This is a genomic window from Bradyrhizobium neotropicale, from assembly GCF_001641695.1.
Taxonomy (GTDB): Bacteria; Pseudomonadota; Alphaproteobacteria; order Rhizobiales; family Xanthobacteraceae; genus Bradyrhizobium; species Bradyrhizobium neotropicale.
On sequence record NZ_LSEF01000124.1, the window covers coordinates 35,576 to 53,730 of the forward strand.

At 64.6% G+C, this 18,155-nt stretch carries 18 protein-coding genes; 9 read left to right on the forward strand and 9 right to left on the reverse strand.

Annotated features, from left to right (window positions below):
- Positions 1-33: 33 nt before the first annotated feature.
- Both AXW67_RS39430 and AXW67_RS39435 read right to left on the reverse strand, forming a co-directional pair.
- Positions 34-882, reverse strand: coding sequence for a transglutaminase domain-containing protein (locus AXW67_RS39430; protein WP_063682239.1), 849 nt, complete (start codon positions 880-882; stop codon positions 34-36).
- 108 nt (positions 883-990) lie between these two features.
- Positions 991-1,539 carry a cupin domain-containing protein gene (locus AXW67_RS39435; protein WP_027552747.1) on the reverse strand — a complete coding sequence of 183 codons (549 nt, stop codon included), beginning with the start codon at positions 1,537-1,539 and terminating at the stop codon, positions 991-993.
- A 148-nt stretch (positions 1,540-1,687) separates the two neighbouring features.
- On the opposite strand from AXW67_RS39435, the gene aptA reads away from it, so the two are divergent.
- Both aptA and AXW67_RS39445 read left to right on the forward strand, forming a co-directional pair.
- Positions 1,688-3,016 carry an omega-aminotransferase AptA gene (gene aptA, locus AXW67_RS39440; RefSeq protein WP_035685011.1) on the forward strand — a complete coding sequence of 443 codons (1,329 nt, stop codon included), beginning with the start codon at positions 1,688-1,690 and terminating at the stop codon, positions 3,014-3,016.
- A gap of 73 nt (positions 3,017-3,089) precedes the next feature.
- Positions 3,090-4,355 carry a D-amino acid dehydrogenase gene (locus AXW67_RS39445; protein ID WP_063682240.1) on the forward strand — a complete coding sequence of 422 codons (1,266 nt, stop codon included), beginning with the start codon at positions 3,090-3,092 and terminating at the stop codon, positions 4,353-4,355.
- 222 nt (positions 4,356-4,577) lie between these two features.
- On the opposite strand, the gene AXW67_RS39450 is transcribed toward AXW67_RS39445, so the two are convergent.
- Positions 4,578-5,210 (reverse strand): helix-turn-helix domain-containing protein, encoded by a 633-nt coding sequence (locus AXW67_RS39450; protein ID WP_063682241.1) that lies wholly within the window; start codon positions 5,208-5,210, stop codon positions 4,578-4,580.
- A gap of 181 nt (positions 5,211-5,391) precedes the next feature.
- On the opposite strand from AXW67_RS39450, the gene AXW67_RS39455 reads away from it, so the two are divergent.
- The 4 genes from AXW67_RS39455 to AXW67_RS39470 are packed head-to-tail and all read left to right on the forward strand — an operon-like array spanning position 5,392 to position 8,864.
- Complete coding sequence (locus AXW67_RS39455; RefSeq protein ID WP_063682242.1) at positions 5,392-6,150, forward strand: ABC transporter substrate-binding protein; 759 nt, start codon at positions 5,392-5,394, stop codon at positions 6,148-6,150.
- A 27-nt stretch (positions 6,151-6,177) separates the two neighbouring features.
- On the forward strand, positions 6,178-6,831 hold the full coding sequence (locus tag AXW67_RS39460) for an amino acid ABC transporter permease (protein WP_027552752.1): 654 nt from the start codon (positions 6,178-6,180) through the stop codon (positions 6,829-6,831).
- Positions 6,828-7,559 carry an amino acid ABC transporter ATP-binding protein gene (locus tag AXW67_RS39465; protein WP_063682243.1) on the forward strand — a complete coding sequence of 244 codons (732 nt, stop codon included), beginning with the start codon at positions 6,828-6,830 and terminating at the stop codon, positions 7,557-7,559. Before AXW67_RS39460 ends, AXW67_RS39465 begins: the two co-directional genes overlap by 4 nt.
- Before the next feature lie 12 nt (positions 7,560-7,571).
- Positions 7,572-8,864, forward strand: a complete 1,293-nt coding sequence (locus AXW67_RS39470) for an NAD(P)/FAD-dependent oxidoreductase (RefSeq protein ID WP_063682244.1) — start codon at positions 7,572-7,574, stop codon at positions 8,862-8,864.
- 53 nt (positions 8,865-8,917) lie between these two features.
- On the opposite strand, the gene AXW67_RS39475 is transcribed toward AXW67_RS39470, so the two are convergent.
- From AXW67_RS39475 to AXW67_RS39485, 4 genes are all read right to left on the reverse strand, one after another.
- On the reverse strand, positions 8,918-9,145 hold the full coding sequence (locus AXW67_RS39475) for a hypothetical protein (RefSeq protein ID WP_051310624.1): 228 nt from the start codon (positions 9,143-9,145) through the stop codon (positions 8,918-8,920).
- A gap of 90 nt (positions 9,146-9,235) precedes the next feature.
- On the reverse strand, positions 9,236-10,825 hold the full coding sequence (locus AXW67_RS39480) for a gamma-glutamyltransferase (RefSeq protein WP_063682245.1): 1,590 nt from the start codon (positions 10,823-10,825) through the stop codon (positions 9,236-9,238).
- 250 nt (positions 10,826-11,075) lie between these two features.
- Entirely contained in the window at positions 11,076-11,252 is a 177-nt protein-coding gene (locus AXW67_RS43435; protein ID WP_198024725.1) for a hypothetical protein, read from the reverse strand.
- Positions 11,253-11,261: 9 nt separating this feature from the next.
- The gene (locus AXW67_RS39485) at positions 11,262-11,495 is read right to left on the reverse strand and encodes a DUF6894 family protein (RefSeq protein ID WP_027552757.1); all 234 of its coding nucleotides are present in this window, start codon (positions 11,493-11,495) and stop codon (positions 11,262-11,264) included.
- Positions 11,496-11,749: 254 nt separating this feature from the next.
- Between AXW67_RS39485 and AXW67_RS39490 the strand changes: the two genes are divergently transcribed.
- From AXW67_RS39490 to AXW67_RS39500, 3 genes are all read left to right on the forward strand, one after another.
- Positions 11,750-13,777, forward strand: coding sequence for a PQQ-dependent sugar dehydrogenase (locus AXW67_RS39490; protein ID WP_201723774.1), 2,028 nt, complete (start codon positions 11,750-11,752; stop codon positions 13,775-13,777).
- Positions 13,734-14,675, forward strand: coding sequence for an SMP-30/gluconolactonase/LRE family protein (locus AXW67_RS39495; RefSeq protein WP_027552759.1), 942 nt, complete (start codon positions 13,734-13,736; stop codon positions 14,673-14,675). The genes AXW67_RS39490 and AXW67_RS39495 overlap by 44 nt, the downstream gene beginning before the upstream one ends.
- 524 nt (positions 14,676-15,199) lie before the next feature.
- Complete coding sequence (locus tag AXW67_RS39500; protein ID WP_063682247.1) at positions 15,200-16,225, forward strand: histone deacetylase family protein; 1,026 nt, start codon at positions 15,200-15,202, stop codon at positions 16,223-16,225.
- A gap of 174 nt (positions 16,226-16,399) precedes the next feature.
- Here AXW67_RS39500 and AXW67_RS39505 read toward each other — a convergent pair whose 3' ends face one another.
- Together AXW67_RS39505 and AXW67_RS39510 are read right to left on the reverse strand one after the other, a co-directional pair.
- The gene (locus AXW67_RS39505) at positions 16,400-17,380 is read right to left on the reverse strand and encodes an LLM class flavin-dependent oxidoreductase (protein ID WP_063682248.1); all 981 of its coding nucleotides are present in this window, start codon (positions 17,378-17,380) and stop codon (positions 16,400-16,402) included.
- A complete protein-coding gene (locus AXW67_RS39510) occupies positions 17,377-18,102 on the reverse strand; it encodes a 4'-phosphopantetheinyl transferase family protein (RefSeq protein WP_027552762.1) in 726 nt (241 codons plus the stop codon). Before AXW67_RS39510 ends, AXW67_RS39505 begins: the two co-directional genes overlap by 4 nt.
- Positions 18,103-18,155 lie beyond the last annotated feature (53 nt).

Consider the following 18,155-nt stretch of genomic DNA (forward strand, 5'->3'; position numbering starts at 1 on the left):
GCTCCTCCCGCCGCGGCGTCTTCCGAGAAGGAGCTAGGCGCCGCTCGTATCAATCCATGACGGGTTTCTGAGAAACGCTACCGTCTCATCAGGCCTGGAAGAGCAACCCTCGGATTGTTCAATCGTCTCGATGGACGTCGCGACGCGATCGCCATAGGCCAGGTCCGTCTCGTCCAGGCACCTGTTTTCTGCTGTCGCGCTGCGCCACGTGTCCCAGACCGACGTGTGCCGGTTTGCGAGCGCCAGGAGATCCCGGTGGAGATCTACGTTCATGAACCAAAGGCCCCTTGCGTCGCCGTGCCCGAAATCATCCGGATCGACGCTCCCACTCCTCGCTAATCTCCACGCTTGGGCCGCCGTCAGGTAGACATCATTCGGCAGGTCAGTCAGGTCGAATGTGATGCCAAGGTCCCTTTGCTGCATCTCATCGATTTGTGCATCGACGCGACGCCAGCGCTGCTCTGCCGCCGACCAATACTCGCAAATCCAGTGATCCTGGTTGGGCGCGGCGTCGAAATAGGTGGCAAATCCGCACCGGACACGCGCAGGAATCGCGCGATGTCTCAGAATGCTGCAGAGTAACAGCGAATAGTCACGGCATGTGCCGAACGTCCGCTGCCGCGGAGGGCGAGGCACCTCCAGCGGTCCGTCGAAGCATTCCTGGATGAGTTGTAGCCGAGCGGAAACCGGCTGCGTCTCGCGGGGGCGCGGCGTGCTGGCCGGAATGCCGTACTGGTCTGCGCACGACACATGCACAATGAGCCCTGATACGATGTCGCGCAGCGAAGCTATGTCAGGAGGAAGGTGCTCGTAGAGTCTTCCAAGCGGACCCGGCTCTGTCATGCCATCGTGTGCGATGAAGTGCTCTCCGACCTTCGACATGATGCCTGTCCCATCAGCTCAGCACAACCTTAGGACACTATGGGGGAGCGCGTCTATCATGACGTTTCTGCCTGCCGAGATCATTGATCATACAAGCGCCGACGCCTCTCAGAACGTCGGCGGCGTGCAGGCCGAGATTACTTCGCACGGCTTGCCGCCGACGCAGCGGAAGCGGTGCGGGCGGCGGCTCTCGAAATAATAGGCATCGCCGGGATTGAGGATGCGGCGCTCGTCCTCGACCGTGACCTCGAGCTTGCCGGAGATCACCACGCCGCCTTCCTCGCCGTCATGGACCAGCGGCACTCGGCCGGTGTCACTACCGGGTTCGTAGCGCTCTTTCAGGATCTGCAAGCTCCGGCCGAACAGATTGTCGCCGACCTGGCGGTAGGAGATCGGCTTCTTGCCGACCTCGGTGAGTTCCTCCGCGCGGTAGAAGATCTTGCGCCGCGTCTCAGGCTCGAGCGCAAAGAACTCGGCGAGCCCCATCGGAATCCCGTCGAGAATGCGCTTGAGCGCACCGACCGACGGGTTCATCTGGTTGGACTCGATGAGCGAGATCGTCGAATTGGTGACACCGGAGCGTTTGGCGAGTTCCCGCTGCGACAGCTTGTGGCGCGCCCGGATGAATCGCAGCCGTCCACCGATGTCGACGCTCATGCCCAAAGTCCCTGTTGCAGGTGTTGCGGATCGCGCAAATATGGACCGGCCCGCCCAATCAAATCAATGGGTTGCGAATGCACAGAAAAGGGCTTGTTGCGCTTAGGAAGCCGTGGCTCTGCTAAAGGGTCAGCAAAGGAGCGCGGCCGTGACCCTTCATCAGATTCCGAACACCATCAAGACCGATTCGTACTGGATGCCGTTCACGGCCAACCGGCAGTTCAAGAAGGCGCCGCGCCTGTTCTCCTCGGCCGAGGGCATGCACTACACAAGCGTCGACGGCCGCAAGGTGATCGACGGCTCCGCCGGCCTCTGGTGCGTCAACGCCGGCCACGGCCGCAAGCAGATCGCGGCCGCGGTCGAAAAGCAGCTCATGACGCTGGACTTCGCGCCGTCGTTCCAGATGGGTCATCCGCTCGCGTTCGACTTCGCCGAGCGGCTCGCCGAAATCGCGCCGAAGGGGCTCGATCGCATCTTCTTCACCAACTCCGGCTCTGAATCGGTCGACACCGCGCTGAAGATCGCGCTCGCCTACCATCGCGCGACCGGCCAGCCGACGCGCACCCGCCTGATCGGCCGGGAGCGCGGCTATCACGGCGTCGGCTTCGGCGGCATGTCGGTCGGCGGCATGGTGGCGAACCGCCGTGCGTTTGCGACCCATCTTCCGGGCGTCGACCACATCCGCCACACCCACGATCTCACCCGCAACGCCTTTGCCAAGGATCAGCCGACGCATGGCGCCGAGCTTGCTGACGATCTCGAGCGCCTCGTCGCCTTGCACGGCGCCGAGACGATTGCCGCCGTCATCGTCGAGCCGGTGCCGGGCTCGACCGCGGTGCTGCCGCCGCCGCAGGGCTATCTGAAGCGGCTGCGCGAGATCTGCGACAAGCACGGCATCCTCCTGATCTTCGACGAGGTCATCACCGGCTTCGGCCGCCTCGGCACGCCGTTCGCCGCCAACTTCTTCGGCGTCACGCCGGACCTGATGACCACCGCCAAGGGTATCACCAACGGCACTGTCCCCTGCGGCGCTGTGTTCGCGAGCCGCAAGGTGCATGACGGCCTGATGACCGGCCCGGAGAACCAGATCGAGCTGTTCCACGGCTACACCTATTCGGCGCATCCCGTCGCCTGTGCCGCAGGCCTTGCCACGCTCGACATCTACAAGGACGAGGGCCTGCTCACGCGCGGTGCGTCGATCGCCGAATACTGGCGCGATGCGCTGCATTCGCTGAAAGGTCTGCCGAACGTCATCGACATCCGCAATTGCGGCCTGATGGGTGCGGTCGAGCTGTCGCCGCGCGAGGGCGCGATCGGCGCGCGTGGCTATGACGTGATGGTCGACTGCTTCAACAGCGGCCTTTACCTGCGCACCAGCGGCGACTCCTTTGCGATGTCGCCGCCGCTGATCGTCGAGAAGAGCCACATCGACCAGATGGTCTCGATCCTCGGCGACGCCATCAAGCGGGTGGCCTGATAATTGCTCCCGCGGTTCACGGTGTTTTTCTGTCTTGGCAGCGGCGCGTGATGCCGCGGGAGTTTGACGAAGCGTGAAAGTCCTGATCCTCGGCAGCGGTGTCATCGGTGTCACCTCTGCCTACTATCTCGCGCGCGCCGGGCATGAGGTGACGGTCGTCGACCGTCAGCCGCAGCCGGCGCTGGAGACTTCGTTCGCCAATGCCGGCGAGGTCTCGCCCGGCTATTCCTCGCCCTGGGCCGGCCCCGGCGTGCCGGTGAAGGCGGTCAAATGGCTGTTGATGAAGCACGGCCCGCTGGTGGTCCGGCCGAAGCTCGATCCCGTGATGTGGATCTGGCTGCTCAAGATGCTGCGCAACTGCACGTCCGCGCGTTACGCGGTCAACAAGAGCCGGATGATCCCGATTGCGGAGTACAGCCGCGATTGCCTGCGCGATCTGCGCCGCGACATCGGCATTCAATATGACGAGCGCGCGCAGGGCACCTTGCAGCTGTTCCGCTACCAGGCGCAGCTCGACGGCACCGGCGAGGACATCGCCGTGCTCAAGCAATACGGCGTGCCCTATGAGGTGCTCAGCCGAGAAGGCTGCATCGCGGTCGAGCCGGCGCTCGGCGGCGTGAAGGAGAAGTTCGCGGGCGGATTGCGGTTGCCGCAGGACGAGACCGGCGACTGCCACATGTTCACGCAGGCGCTGGCCAAGCACGCCGAAGCGCTCGGCGTGCGCTTCATGTTCAACACCGGCATCAACGGCATCGTGACGGACGCCACGCGCGTGACTGGTGTTGCGACCAGTGCCGGCCTGCTGCAGGCCGATGCCTATGTCCTCGCGCTCGGAAGCTGGTCGTCGCGACTGGTTGCGCCGCTCGGCATTTCGTTGCCGGTCTATCCAGTGAAGGGCTATTCGATCACGGTGCCGATCAAGGACGCCAGCGGCGCGCCGGAATCGACCGTGATGGACGAGAGCTACAAGGTTGCGATCACCCGCTTGGGGGATCGCATCCGCGTCGGCGGCACCGCCGAGATCTCCGGCTATTCGAGCAAGCTCTACCCCGCGCGCCGCGCCACGCTGGATCATTCGCTGATCGATCTCTTCCCGCGCGGCGGCGATCTCTCCAAAGCAACGTTCTGGAGCGGCCTGCGCCCGATGACACCGGACGGCCCGCCCGTGATCGGCCCGACGCGCTACAGTAATCTCCACCTCAACACCGGCCACGGCACGCTGGGCTGGACCATGTCCTGCGGCTCCGGCCGTGTGCTCGCGGACATGCTGTCGGGCAAGAAGCCGGAGATCGACACGAGCGAGCTGACGGTGGACCGCTACGCTCATAGGTTTGGGTAAAGGTTTATCCGCCCGTCATTGCGAGGAGCGAAGCGACGAAGCAATCCAGACTGCCTCCGCGGCGAGATTCTGGATTGCTTCGCGTCGCTCGCAATGACGGCGTGGAAGCCCATATCCAATCCATCACCGTCACCCTGAGGTGCGAGCCATGTGGCGCGTTGCGCCCCATCGCTCGCACCTCGGGATGACGGGACTGCGGCTGTGCCCGTGGAGCGAGAAGAACTACCCCGCCGCCGTCACCGAATTCACCCACAGCACCACAGCCTTCGCATCCTGCGCCGGGTTGGAAAAACGGTGCGGCCGTCGGCTGGCAAACCGAAAGCTGTCGCCCGTCTTCAGCGACCAAGTCTCCGTATCCACCGTCAGCATCATCTCGCCCTCGAGCACGAGGCCGGCTTCCTCGCCGTCATGGGTGTAGAGCTCATCGCCGGTTGAGCCGCCGGGCTCCAGATGCACGAGGAACAAATTGAGCCGGTTCTCGGCGCTCGCCGGGCTCAGCAACTGTTTTGAGACGCCGGTGCGCCAGAGCTTGAGCTCGGGGCGCTGCAGCGCGCGCGTCACGATCTGGTCGGACACGCCGTCGCTGCTCGGGCTCGTCCCGAACAGCGCGGCGATGCCGACGCCGAGCACGTCGGCGAGCGTCGCCAGCACGCGCAGCGAGGGCGAGGACAGGCCGCGCTCGATCTGGCTGAGGAAGCCAATCGAAAGCTCCGTGCGCTCGGCCACCGTTTCGAGCGAGAATTGCCTGACCCGCCGGAGATCGCGGATGCGGCGGCCGACCGCAACGTCCATCGCGGGCTCGGCCGTTTTGGCCTTCGCCTTTTTCACCGGCTTTGCGGCGGCCGGTTTGCGCATTCTTTTGCCACCGCTCACGTCAAACCGCTTCCTTCATGTGCATGAAAACCGCTTGCATCGACCGCGAAAGTGTGACCAAATTTTCATATTGGTGAAAATAAGCCGAAAAGGCGTCGCCCGCAACGTCTGCCTCGCCATACACGCGGGCGTCGCGATCGGCCGAACCCAAAGGGGGATAGCGATGAAGCGTTTCGTTCAGGCCGCGGTCGCGGCGCTCGCGATTGCAGCCACCGTGCCGGCATCGGCGCAGCAGGTGCTGAAGGTCGGCTCGACGCCGACCGGCATTCCCTTCACCTTCCTCGACACCAAGACCAACACCATCCAAGGCATCATGGTCGATCTCATCACCGAGATCGGCAAGGACGCTGGTCTCAACGTGCAGATCGAGCCGATGCAGTTCTCGGCGCTGATTCCCTCGCTCACCTCGAGCAAGATCGACATTATCGCGGCCGCGATGTTCATCACGCCGCCGCGCAAGGAGGTCGTCGACTTCTCCGACCCGATCTACACCTATGGCGAAGGCCTCGTCGTGCCGAAGGGCGACACCAAGGCCTATGCCTCGCAGGAGGATCTGAAGGGCGAGACGGTCGGTGCCCAGGTCGGCACCGCCTTCGTCGACGCGCTGAAGAAGTCCGGCCTGTTCGCCGAGGTCAAGGCCTATGAGACCATTCCCGACATCCTGCGCGACGTGAACACCGGCCGCCTCAAGGCCGGCTATGCCGACTATCCCATCCTCGCCTACAATCTGAAGCAGGGGGGCTTCCCCGAGGTGCGTCTCGTCGATGGCTACAAACCCGTCACCGTCGGCTCGGTCGGCATCGGCGTGCGCAAGGGAGAGACTGCGCTTCTGGGCAAGATCAACGCCTCGCTGGCGAAGCTGAAGGCCAACGGCACCATCGACAAGATCCTCGATAAATGGGGCCTGAAGGCGCAGGGCTGATCAATAGAGGGCTGAGAAGGCCGCGCGATGAAAGGCTTCTGGCACGACGCCGTCGAGTTCTTCCCGATCCTGTTGAACGGCGTCGCGCTGACGATCGTCGTCACCATCGGCTCGCTGCTGCTGTCGACGGTGCTTGGCCTCGTCTGGGCCATGATGCGGGTCTCAGGCATCGGCCTCCTGTCGGGGCTCAGCGCCAGCCTGATCAACGTGATCCGCGGCATCCCGATCATCGTGCTGCTATTCTACCTCTACTTCGTGATGCCGGATCTCGGCGTCACGCTGACCGCGTTGCAAGCCGCGATCCTCGGGCTCGGCATCGCCTATTCAGCCTACCAGGCCGAAAATTTCCGCGCCGGCATCGAGGCGATCGACAAGGGGCAGATCGAGGCGGCGCAGTCGATCGGCATGGGCTGGTGGCTCACAATGCGCCGCGTGGTGCTGCCGCAGGCGGTGCGCATCGTGTTGCCGCCTTACGGCAACGTCATGATCATGATGCTGAAGGACTCTTCGCAGGCTTCGACCATCACGGTCGCCGAGCTCGCCCTTCAAGGCAAGCTGATCGCATCTTCGACCTTCAAGAACACCAGCGTGTTCACGCTGGTGGCGCTGATGTATCTCACCATGAGCATTCCGCTGATCCTGCTCGTCCGTCACTTCGAGAAGCGGGCCGGCAAGCGATGATCGAGCTGAGCGACGTCCACAAGAGCTTCGGCAAGGTCGAGGTGCTCAAGGGCATCACGGCGAACGTCGAGAAGGGCGAGGTGGTCTGCATCATCGGCCCCTCCGGCTCCGGCAAGTCGACCATCCTGCGCTGTATCAATGGGCTCGAAAGCTACGACCGCGGCGAGATCAGCGTCGAGGGACTGAAAGTCGACCGCGATGCGCCGTCGATCGTGGCGATCCGCACCCAGGTCTCAATGGTATTTCAACGCTTCAACCTGTTCCCACATCGAACCGCGCTCGAAAACGTCGTCGAGGGACCGCTCTATGTGAAGAAGGAGCCGCGCGCCGCGGCGTTTGAGCGTGGACGCGCGCTGCTCGCCCGGGTTGGCCTCGCCGAAAAAGCCGACGTGCATCCGCCGCAGCTTTCCGGCGGCCAGCAGCAGCGCGTCGCGATCGCCCGCGCGCTGGCGATGCAGCCCAAGGCGATCCTGTTCGACGAGCCGACCTCGGCGCTCGATCCCGAGCTCGTCGGCGATGTCCTCGGCGTCATGCGCAAGCTCGCCGACGACGGCATGACCATGGTCGTCGTCACTCACGAGATGGGCTTTGCCCGCGATGTTGCCGACCGCGTGCTGTTCATCGATGGCGGCGTCATCGTCGAGCAGGGACCGGCCAAGGCCGTCCTCAATCAACCGCAGCATCCGCGCACGCAGGACTTTTTGCGCCGCGTGTTGCATCCGCTCTGATCGGTCTTCGCCATGAATGCGCCTGCGCGCCTGCCACTACCGCCCTCACTCTATGCCGACACGGCCGTGGCGCCGACTGCAACGCCGCCGCTCGACATCGACAAGAATGTCTCCGTCGCCATCGTCGGCGGCGGCTTCACCGGCCTCTCGACCGCGCTGCATTTGGCGGAGCAGGGCGTAGAGGCCTTGGTGCTGGAGGCGCAGGAGCCCGGCTGGGGCGCCTCCGGCAATAATGGCGGCCAGACCAATCCCGGGCTGAAGCACGATCCCGATCAGATTGAGGCCGATTTCGGCCCCGAACTCGGCCGCCGCATGATCGAGTTCTCCTACGGAACGACGAACTTCACCCACGACCTGATCCGCCGCTACCAGATCCCCTGCGAGGCGCGGCAGAAGGGTACGCTGCGCGCGGCCTATAACGAGGTCAGCGCCGCCGCGATCGAGAGGACCGCGCAGCAATGCATCCGCCGCGGCATGCCGGTGTCGTTCCTCGATCGCGAGCAGTTGCGCGAGATGACTGGCACGGACCGCTACATCGGTGCCATGCTCGATGCCCGCGGCGGCGATCTGCATCCCCTCAGCTATGCCCGCGGCCTTGCGCGCGCCGCGATGTCCGCAGGCGCGAATGTCCATGGTGAGACGCCGGCCCTGTCGCTGCGCCGCGAGGGCAGCCGCTGGCGGATCGAAACGCCGCGTGCCGCGGTGCATGCCGAAAAGGTGCTGCTCGCCACCAACGGCTTTACCGACGATCTCTGGCTGGCGCTTCGCCGCACCATCGTGCCGGTATTCTCCTCGATCGCCGCCACGGCGCCGCTCTCGGACGAGGTCGCCCGCTCGATCATGCCGACGCGTTCCGTGCTCTACGAAAGCGGACACATCACGGTCTACTACCGCATCGACCAGCATGGCCGCCTCTTGATGGGTGGCCGCGGCCCGATGCGCTGGATCAATTCGCCGTCCGACGTCGCCTATCTCGTCCGCTATGCCGAGCGGCTATGGCCGCAGCTCAAGGGCGTTTCCTGGACTCATGGCTGGAACAGCCGGCTCGCCATCACCAAGGATCATTATCCGCACGTGCATGAGCCCGCGGAAGACATCCTGATCTCGCTCGGCTGCAACGGCCGCGGCGTCGCGCTCTCGACCGCGATGGGCGCGCAGCTCGCGCGTCGCCTGATCGGCGGCGCCAAGGCCGAGATCGATATGCCGATCACCGGCATCAAGCCGATCCCGATGCACGCGCTCTGGCCGGTGGCCGTGACCAGCGCCGTGATCACCGGTCGCGTGCGGGACCGTCTCGGCATTTAAAGAAGGCGCCGCCCGGTCAGGGGTGGCGCCTCTTAAGAGTTGCAGATGGGGTGTCAGCAGCGGCCCTGCTTCCACAGGCCGGGCGGGCAGCCCCGGCCGTGCCAGCCGACCTTGCGCCCGTGATACCAGCCGGGCGGCGTGCCATGGTGATGTCCATGGAATCCACCATGGCCGTGTCCATGACCGTGACCGTGGCCATGACCGCCTCTGGCGAATGCCGCGCCGGGCATCGTGAAGCCGGCCGCGATGATCAATGTTGCGGCGAGCGCAAGCTTCTTCATCCTAATTCTCTCCTTTAGGCACGCATCTGTCCGTTCGATGAGCGGACATCGATTGCGGTGTCGCGTGCAAATATGGAGGAGTCGTGACGATCAGCCTTCGGCCACCGCATCGGCCCAGGGCTGGAAGATCTCGACCGCGCCGGAATTGGTATCGCCCTCGCGCATTACCACGCTCGGGCAGGCGAATTTCATCGGCAGCGCCTGCACCTGCGTCTCCTCATAGTCGAAGCGCGCCGCGAGCGCCTTGCGCGCGTCCGCCTGCAGGCGGGCGTCGCCGATCACGACTGCGCCTTCGCTGGCATCGATGCGTGGTTGGTGGATCGCGGCGTCGAGATCCATGCCGAAGTCCATCGCGAAGGAGACGAGCTGCATCACCGCCGGCAGGATGCGGCGGCCGCCGGAGGCGCCGACCGCGAGGCGCTTGCTGTCCTGGGTCTCGGCGATGACGGGGGTGTAGTTGGTGAGGCAGCGCTTGCCGGGTGCAAGCGAGTTGGTCGTGCCCGGCGTCGGGTCGAACCACATGATGCCGTTGTTCATGGTGATGCCGGTGTGCGGCGTCACGTATTTCGAGCCGAAGGTGGAGAGCAGCGTCTGCGTCACCGCGGCCATGTTGCCGTGGCGGTCGACCACGGAGAAGTGCGTGGTGCAGGACGGCGCCAGATATTCCGCGCCGAGCGAGCGCTTGCCGTCGGCATCGCCCATGTCTCCGAGCCGCTCGCGATAGGCCGATTGCAAAGCGAGCGTATATTCGGCGTAGGTCGCCGCATCGGGTGTACCGCCCGGCTTCAGATTCTGCTGCAGCAGGCGCAGCGCATGCGCCATCGTCGGCCCGGCCGTCAGCTCCGGCGTCGCAAAGACCTTGCCGCCACGATAGGGGATCGCCAGCGGCTCGCGCAGATGGGCGCGGAATGCGGCGAGGTCCTCGGCCGACAGCGAGCCGCCGTCGGCCTTGATGTCGGATGCGATGCTTTTGGCGAGGTCGCCCTGGTAGAAGTCGCGCGCGCCGGCCTCGGCAAGATGCGACAGCGTGGCCTTCAACTTGTCCTGCGGCAGCCGCGTCTCGGCCTTGATACCCCACGGCGCATTCGGCGGCAGGCCGTCCTTCAAAAAGGCTTCCGCGCTGGCCGGATAGCGCCGCAGATCGGCGGCTGTGCTCGCGATCATCAGCGTCGTCCACCAGTCGACCAGCAGCCCTTCGCCGGCGAGCTTCGCGGCCGGCGCCAGCAGATCCTTCCACGGCAGCTTGGCGTGGCGGCGATGCGCCTCCTCCATGCCGGCGACGACGCCGGGCACCGCGATCGAGCCGGGGCCGTGAATGTTGCGGTCGTCCTTCACCCGCGGCCAGGGGAACAGGTCGGAGGCCGCGCCCTGGCCGGTGAGCGGATAGTCGGCGACGCGCAGGCTCTGCGGCGCGCGCATGCCGTAGTCTATCACCTCGTAGCGATTTTCCTTGGCGCGGAAGAGCACCATCGCGCCGCCGCCGCCCATGCCGCTCATCCAGGGTTCCAGTACGTTCAGCGCGAAGGTGGTCGCGACGATCGCATCGACACAGTCGCCGCCCGCCGCCAGCACCTCTGCGCCCACCTCGGCCGCGCGGCGCGACTGCGCGGCGACGATGCCGCCCTTGGCCCTGACGGCGGGTTTGCGGATGTTTTGGGCGAGGCTGAACTGGTGAGGCATGATGTCGTCTTGTGTCCCAGGTGTCGTGCTTCGTTGCGTTGACGTCTCAGCTCCGCAATTGGCGAAGCAAAACGACAATGGCACATTGCCGATAGCGAGAACATCCATAGGCAGGAGCGACATGGCTGGTGTGAAACAGGCGAGAAGCGCAAGGCAAAGCTCACCGGGCGGTGAAGACAAAGATGCCCGGGACGAGCCCGGGCATGACGAGTTTGGGGAAGTCAGTCAGGAAGCGTCGAAGCTGCAGCTCCTACAGCGCGCCGTCGCGACGGCGGGCCTGATGCTTGGCGTGCCATTTCGGGCCAGGCCCGCGCATGTAGTGAAGCTCGGGGCGGTAGGGATTGCCTGCGATTTTAATCAACCTTTGCCACTTGGTGGCAACGAAGTTCAGGGGCTGGCAGAGCAGGCTCAACGAAGCGAACAGCATGGCATCACCTCAATGCGGCTTGCCGAGCATCGATGTGAAGGGGAGATCGAAAATCTCCTCGCCGTCGTCGTCGCTGACGTGGATCACCCAGTCGCGCCAGTCTTCGGCGCCGGGCGTCAGGATCATCGACTGCATGATCTGGGTGGCGCGATCGCGCGCCTCGGTCAGGTTGGCGACGGCGGTGCCGCAGCGATCGATCAGCGTGCCGTCAGTATTGGAGCAGTGAAAATAGACCTGAACCATATACGCCTCCTGTAGAAAGCGATTTGGATGGCAAATCGATACCATCAGAAAATGCCGAAAAACATTCGGGCCAAGCCCGGTAAGGGAATCTACGGATATTGGTCGCTAGCTCGGCCTCGGTGGGTTTGATCACAGGGGGGTGATGATCAACTGGACGGCGCACGGGCGGCGTGGAAGGCTCGATTCGACGAAAGTCGGGGGAGGGTTGGGTGAACCACTTCACATTACGGTGCGGACATCGAAGCCGCCGCTTGATGGCGACTGCCTTCACAGTCCTGCTCGGCCTCGCCTCGGCAGCGTGGTCCGAGCCACTCAGGAAGAGCGGCTATGCGATCGGCGCGGAAACCTGCGGCAGCGGCGATCTCGCCTTTCCCCGGATCCAGCTCGACATGAAGGGTGGGTTCTGCGCCGGCCTTGTCGCCAGCGAAGACGATCATCTGAAATTTCCGCGCTCGATCATCCAGGTGCCCGGCCACGACCTGTTCGTGGTCGCCGACATGGGCGGCTGGGGCCATACCGATGGACGGCTGCTGCTGCTCGATCCGCGCGCTCCGGCAGGCAAGCGGTTCAAGGAACTCCTGACGGCGATCGAATACCCGTTCGGCCTCGTAATCGGCCCGGACAAGAAGCTGTACGCCTCGTCCGCCGAGACGATCTTCAGGGTCGATCCGCTCGCGGACAATCCGCGCAGCACGGTCGAGACCATCATCCGTCATTTGCCGGGCCGCCGGATCACGCTGCCTGATGGCACGAAGCTCGACGAGAGCGCGCACCCGCTCAAGCAGTTTGTCTTCGACAAGAACGGGCGCCTGTTCGTCAATATCGGGTCGCACAGCGACGACTGTATCACGCCGGCGCCGATCAACCGGCCTTGCGCGGCCACCGAAGGGGCCGACGCCATGGCCGCGATCTGGCTGTTCACGCCGCCTGCGGGCGGCATTTTTCCGGCGTTGAAGCCGAACGATCCGAATCCGGCGCATCAGGTCTATGCGCGAGGTCTGCGCAACTCGATGGCGCTGGCGCTGCACCCGAGCTTCCCCGATACCGGCTATGCCTTTCTGCAGGGCGAGAACGGCCGCGACCTGCCCGATATCTTCAAGCCGAACGAGGAGATCAACGCGATTGAGCCGGGCAAGCACTATGGCTGGCCGTATTGCTACGATCTGTCGACGCCGAGCCCGGAATTCAAAGCCGTGCTGCAGTCCGGGCCCTACAAGGCGCTCTGCACCGGCAATGCGCTCTACAAGGCACCGCTCTCGCTGATGCCGCCGCACGGCGCGCCGCTGGCCATGCTCTATTATCACGGCGCAAAATTTCCGGAGCTGGAGGGCAAGCTGCTTGTCGGACTGCACGGCTATCGCCCGACCGGCAGCCGCGTCCTCATCTACGACGTCGATGATCATGGCTTCCCCAAGCCGAGTCCGGCGCCGGTGCGCTATCACGTCAGCTGCGCGGCCGAGGCGACGCGAAGCTTCCAGACCGACACCGGCGAGGTCGCTGCCGCGCCCTTCGAGGAGCTGATCGCGGGCTGGCATCGGGTCAACGGTACGCGGCCGCAAGGCGCGCCCGTCGGCATGACTGTCGCCGAGGACGGCGCGATCTGGTTGGTCGAGGACAAGAACCAGACAGTGATCCGGATTGACCGCGCCGCCGGCGAAGCGCCGCAGCCGCTGCCCTGCGATATGCGCAGTCAGGCCCAGATCGATCAGCTCGCGGCGTTCGTGGCGAGGGACGCGCAGAACCGCGACCGCCTCACCACGCTGCGCAAGGGTCTGGTCGAAAAGCACTGTGTCGGTTGCCATTCCGATTTCGGTCTGAAGGCAGGGCAATCGGACGCGGACAAGGACGGGGCCGTGCTGCGGTTCATGCTGTCGCAGGACGGCTGGATCTACCCGGGTGATCCCGACTCCGGCAAGCTGCGCACACGGCTGCGCGGCCTGGGCGCCGAGAAGCTGATGCCGCCGGGCGGCGAGAACCTCGCGAGGACGGAGCCGCGCTATGCGCGCCTGCTTGATACCGCGGACTTGCTGGTTGCGCGGATGGTTCCGGGAACGCGGATGCGGATCAAGTCTGGCTCGCCGCAGCGCAAGTTCTTCAGCAAAACGAACCAGGAATGCGGCGAAATACCGGCCGCCAAGGTCGTCGTCGTGACACAAAGGAGCGCTGTAGACAAATCCGGCTTCAGCCGGTTCTTCAGGCCGGCCGATCCCTATCTGAACGGCGAGTGTACCGACGGCGATGGCTATTACATCCGGCAGGAATCTCTGGTGCCTGTGCAGTAGCATCCTTCTCGTCATCGCGGCGTCGTCGGCCAGCGCCGAAACAAAGCTGTTCGAAAGTGCGCAGGTGACGCCAGCCGGCGAATACACGTTTGGTATCGAAGGACCCGCCGCCGACCTCGACGGCAATCTCTTCGTCGTCAATTTCGGCAAGCCCGGCACCATCGGCAAACTGCCTGCGGGCGGCGCCGCCTCGGTGCCATTCGTCGTGCTTCCCGACGGCAGCGTCGGCAATGCCATCCGCTTCGATCGCAACGGCACGATGTTCATTGCGGACTACAAGAAGCACAACGTTCTCGCGATTCCGAAAGGCAACACCGAGCCCGCCGTCTGGTTTCACTCCGACGAGATGAATCAGCCCAATGACATCACCATCGCCCGCGACGGCACCATTTATGCGAGCGATCCGAACTGGAAGGGGCGAGAGGGTCACATCTGGCGCATCGCGAAAGCGGCAGACGGCTCGGTGCAGGGACAGATCATGGTAGCGCCGCGCGCGATGGGCACGACCAACGGCATCGATCTCAGCCCGGATGGCAAGACGCTCTATGTCGGCGAATCCAACAGCGGCCAGGTCTGGTCGTACGCTGTCAGCGGCAACCAGCTTACCGATGCGAAGCTCGTGAAAGCATTCCAGCCTGACTCGATCGACGGCCTGCGCACCGACGTCACCGGCCGGCTCTATATCGCACGGATTCTCAAGGGTACCGTCGCGTTGATGAAGCCCAATGGCGCGGTCGAGCGCGAGATCGCGCTGAGAGGCAAGGAGCCGACCAATCTCGCCTTCGGGGGCAGCGACGGCAAGACCGTTTTCGTCACGCAGCGCCAGGGAGGCTTCATCGAGTCCTTCCGCACCGATCAGCAGGGCCGCGAACATTGCCTCCAGCGCGGGCGCTGCTGAGCCGGCGGGCTCGTTCAACCTCTCCCGCTTGCGGGCAGGGCTATCGCTATGGTCCTTACTGGCTGGAACGTGCTCGGCCTTCATGGTTCGAGACGCGCCGTGAGGCGGCGCTCCTCACCATGAGGGTCTAACATTTCGCCACAAATCAAGACCTCATCCTGAGAGCCCGCGCAAAGCGGGCGTCTCGAAGGATGGGCCGCAAGGAGGCTGTCCGCCAAACTCTCATTCATATGCGATCGCCCTGCGCTTGCGGGGGAGGTCGGCGCGAAGCGCCGGGTGGGGGCTTCCTCCACATCGGGAGTCTCGATTGTGGCGACACCCCCACCCCAGCCCTCCCCCGCAAGCGGGAGAGGGGGCGCATCTTCCTCATGGCAACAGTCGAGCCAAGTGTCATCATGCTCGGTGCGCTGACAATCCGCAGAACGGTGCGGCGAGGGTCGGCATTCTTCTTGCTTGCATGTTGTCGCCACAGGGATCAAGACATCTATGGCACCATCAAAGCGCATGCGACCCGGAGTGTTTGAGTGAAGGCCGTCCATACCGAGCTGCATCGCAGCCATGATCCGCAATTCTTCCTGGTCCGCGGCGTCGTCAAGCGCACCACCGAGCAGCCCGAGCGCGCCGACCGCCTGCTGAAGGGCCTGAATGACGGCAAGCATCAACTGGTCGAGCCGACAAAGTTCGGGCAGGGGCCGCGTGCGCGCATTCACAGCCCGGAATACCTGTCGTTCCTGAGCGAAGCCTGGGACGCCTGGACCGCACTCGGCGATTCCGGTCCGGAGATGATCGGCAACATCCATCCGGTCCGCCAAGCCGCGACCTATCCCACCCACATCGTCGGCAAGCTCGGCTGGCACACCGCTGATACGGCAGCGCCGATCGGCCCCGGTACCTGGGCCGCGGCCTGCGCAGCGACCGACGTCGCGGTCACCGCGGCGCAGATGGTGATGGACGGCGAGGACGCGACCTACGCGCTCTGCCGTCCGCCCGGTCATCACGCCTATCGCGATATGGCCGGCGGCTTCTGCTTCCTCAACAACAGCGCGATCGCGGCCGCGCATCTGCGGCTCAAGCATGAGCGCGTCGTGATCCTCGATGTCGACGTCCACCACGGCAACGGCACGCAGGGAATTTTCTACGCGCGACCTGATGTCTACACGATATCGATCCATGCCGATCCGACCGACTATTATCCCTTCGTGTGGGGCTATGCGCATGAGCGCGGCGAAGGAGCGGGCCTCGGCACCAATCTCAACATCCCCTTGGCCATCGGCACCGGCGATGACGGCTATATCCAGGCGATGGATCTGGTGCGCAAGGCGATCGAGTCCTTCGCGCCCGGCGCGCTCGTCATCGCGCTCGGCCTCGACGCCTCCGAGCACGATCCGCTTCGCGGCCTCGCCGTCACCACGCCCGGTTTCCGCCGCATCGGCCAGGCCATCGCGCGGATGGACTTGCCGACTGTGTTCGTGCAGGAGGGCGGCTATCTCTCCGACATCCTCGGCGCCAATTTGACCTCGGTGCTGGCGGGATTTGAGGAGGCACGCTGAGGCCGTTCTTCGCCTCTCCCCGCTTGCGGCAGGGGTATCGCATATCCGCCTCCACGGGAGGCCGTCATGCCCGGGCTTGTCCCGGGCATCCACGTTCTTTGTACCGTACGGGAAGGCGTGGATGGNCCCGGCCATGACGATGCGACGGCTTCAGTAAGCGAGTTGGAAGAAGTTCTAAAGCATCCCGCTCGCCGTGAGCGCCTTGCAGACGTGCTGCATCTCGGTCTCGTCGGCGACCATGTCGAGCATGATCGTGGTCAGGCCCTGCGCCGCGAAATCCTTCAGCCGCGCGCCGATCTCGGCATGGCTGCCGACGAGATAGGGGCAGTCGGCCTGGAAAGTCAGGAACGGCAACAGCCAGTAGCCGTTCTCCTGGAGCTCGCCGCTCTGGCCGTCATAGAGACGACGCTTCCACGTGGAGTCGGTGTTCTCCATCGTGAGCGAGAGTAGCTCGCGATCATCGGGATTATCGCGGAAGCGGGCCTTCGCCGCCTGCCGCGCCGCGTCGCGGGTCTCGCGGGCGAAGATGCCGAAATTCATTCCGGGTGCGCTGAGGCCGCGATCGAGATCAGGCGGCAGCATCTGCATCTTGATGCAGCCGGTGTCCCTTGCCACGCGCTGCGCCGCCTCCGACTGGCCGGCGATCAAGTATTCCGGCATCAGCTCCGCCGGCAGGCGCGGACGAAGCTGCAAATTGCTCGCGCGATAGAACCGACCGTCGAAATTGACCGGGCGCGGGCTTTCCAGGAGCTGGCGCATCAACGCGACGAATTCGCCGAGCCTGTCGTAGCGGTCGGCATGCGATTGCTCGTCGCCGAGTGCCTGCAGGTCGCTGACCGCCGTTCCCGTGATCATGTTGAGATAGACCTTGCGGCCATGCAGCTGCGCGAAGGACGAGACGAATTTTGCCGCCGTGAACGGATGCATGTAGACCGGATTGACGGCGATCAGCGGCGAGCTTCGCGACGTCTGCCCCATGATGTGCTGGGCCATCGCCCAGGGCTCGACGAACACGTCGTTGCCTTCGAACAGCAGGATGCCCGCAAAGCCATTACGGTCGGCGAATTGCGCCACCCGCATCAATTCGCCGATATATTTCTTGGGGTCGCGATTGCGCGAGATGGCCGGAAAGACGCGAAGTCGCCGGCCGGTCATTCGGCCGCGTCCTGGAGCGGCCAGGCGTGACGGCTGATCGGAAGACCGCCGGCCGTCCGGGAGCCGTCGGCGATCGCCAGGCGGTGCGAGGGCGAGGGCGAACTGAGCGAAAAGCGCCAGCCATCGGGATCGTCGGCGATGTCGGGCTTGAAGCTGATCTCGATCGCCTTTTGCGACACCTGCATCGCAAATCCGTCGAGCGGCAGGTTGAGCCCGAAACCCCTGGCCTTCAGATAGGCTTCCTTCAGCGTCCAATAGTCGAAGAAGCGCTGGGTGGCGTCGGGCTCCGGCAATCCGCGCAGTGTCTCGACCTCTTCGGGGGCGAAGAAGCGCAGCGCCGTCGACAGCGGCGCGACACGCCGTGACACGGTCTCGACGTCGATGCCGACGGCCTCGTGTCTCGAGACCACGCAGGCGACGCAGCCGTCGGCATGGGACAGGCTGAAATGCAGGGCGGTCGCGGGCGATGCGACAAAGGGCCGTCCGTAGCGGCCGGTATCGAAGGACCAATCCGAAGGCGCAACATTGGGTGCAACGTGCGACAACGCCAGGCGCAACATCGCGTGCGCGAAGATGTATTGCCGTCGATGCCGCTCGAACATGAAGCGATCGGCCCGCGCGCGTTCGTTGGCCGACAGAAATTGCCGGTACGCATCGACCGCCCCCGGCGTATCGATGGTCTCGATCAGTCCGACAAACAGGTCAATTGTGTCGTCTGCCATCAATCAATTGGGCCCTTGGCGTCAGGCGGAGGCTCAAATCTCCGGCTGGGACG

Coding starts and splice junctions, on each gene's coding strand:
- AXW67_RS39430 (WP_063682239.1), bottom strand. CDS start 882: ATGTCGAAGGTCGGAGAGCACTTCATCGCACACGATGGCATGACAGAG.
- AXW67_RS39435 (WP_027552747.1), bottom strand. CDS start 1,539: ATGAGCGTCGACATCGGTGGACGGCTGCGATTCATCCGGGCGCGCCAC.
- AXW67_RS39450 (WP_063682241.1), bottom strand. CDS start 5,210: ATGCGCAAACCGGCCGCCGCAAAGCCGGTGAAAAAGGCGAAGGCCAAA.
- AXW67_RS39455 (WP_063682242.1), top strand. CDS start 5,392: ATGAAGCGTTTCGTTCAGGCCGCGGTCGCGGCGCTCGCGATTGCAGCC.
- AXW67_RS39460 (WP_027552752.1), top strand. CDS start 6,178: ATGAAAGGCTTCTGGCACGACGCCGTCGAGTTCTTCCCGATCCTGTTG.
- AXW67_RS39465 (WP_063682243.1), top strand. CDS start 6,828: ATGATCGAGCTGAGCGACGTCCACAAGAGCTTCGGCAAGGTCGAGGTG.
- AXW67_RS39470 (WP_063682244.1), top strand. CDS start 7,572: ATGAATGCGCCTGCGCGCCTGCCACTACCGCCCTCACTCTATGCCGAC.
- AXW67_RS39475 (WP_051310624.1), bottom strand. CDS start 9,145: ATGAAGAAGCTTGCGCTCGCCGCAACATTGATCATCGCGGCCGGCTTC.
- AXW67_RS39480 (WP_063682245.1), bottom strand. CDS start 10,825: ATGCCTCACCAGTTCAGCCTCGCCCAAAACATCCGCAAACCCGCCGTC.
- AXW67_RS43435 (WP_198024725.1), bottom strand. CDS start 11,252: ATGCTGTTCGCTTCGTTGAGCCTGCTCTGCCAGCCCCTGAACTTCGTT.
- AXW67_RS39485 (WP_027552757.1), bottom strand. CDS start 11,495: ATGGTTCAGGTCTATTTTCACTGCTCCAATACTGACGGCACGCTGATC.
- AXW67_RS39490 (WP_201723774.1), top strand. CDS start 11,750: ATGGCGACTGCCTTCACAGTCCTGCTCGGCCTCGCCTCGGCAGCGTGG.
- AXW67_RS39495 (WP_027552759.1), top strand. CDS start 13,734: ATGGCTATTACATCCGGCAGGAATCTCTGGTGCCTGTGCAGTAGCATC.
- AXW67_RS39505 (WP_063682248.1), bottom strand. CDS start 17,380: ATGACCGGCCGGCGACTTCGCGTCTTTCCGGCCATCTCGCGCAATCGC.
- AXW67_RS39510 (WP_027552762.1), bottom strand. CDS start 18,102: ATGGCAGACGACACAATTGACCTGTTTGTCGGACTGATCGAGACCATC.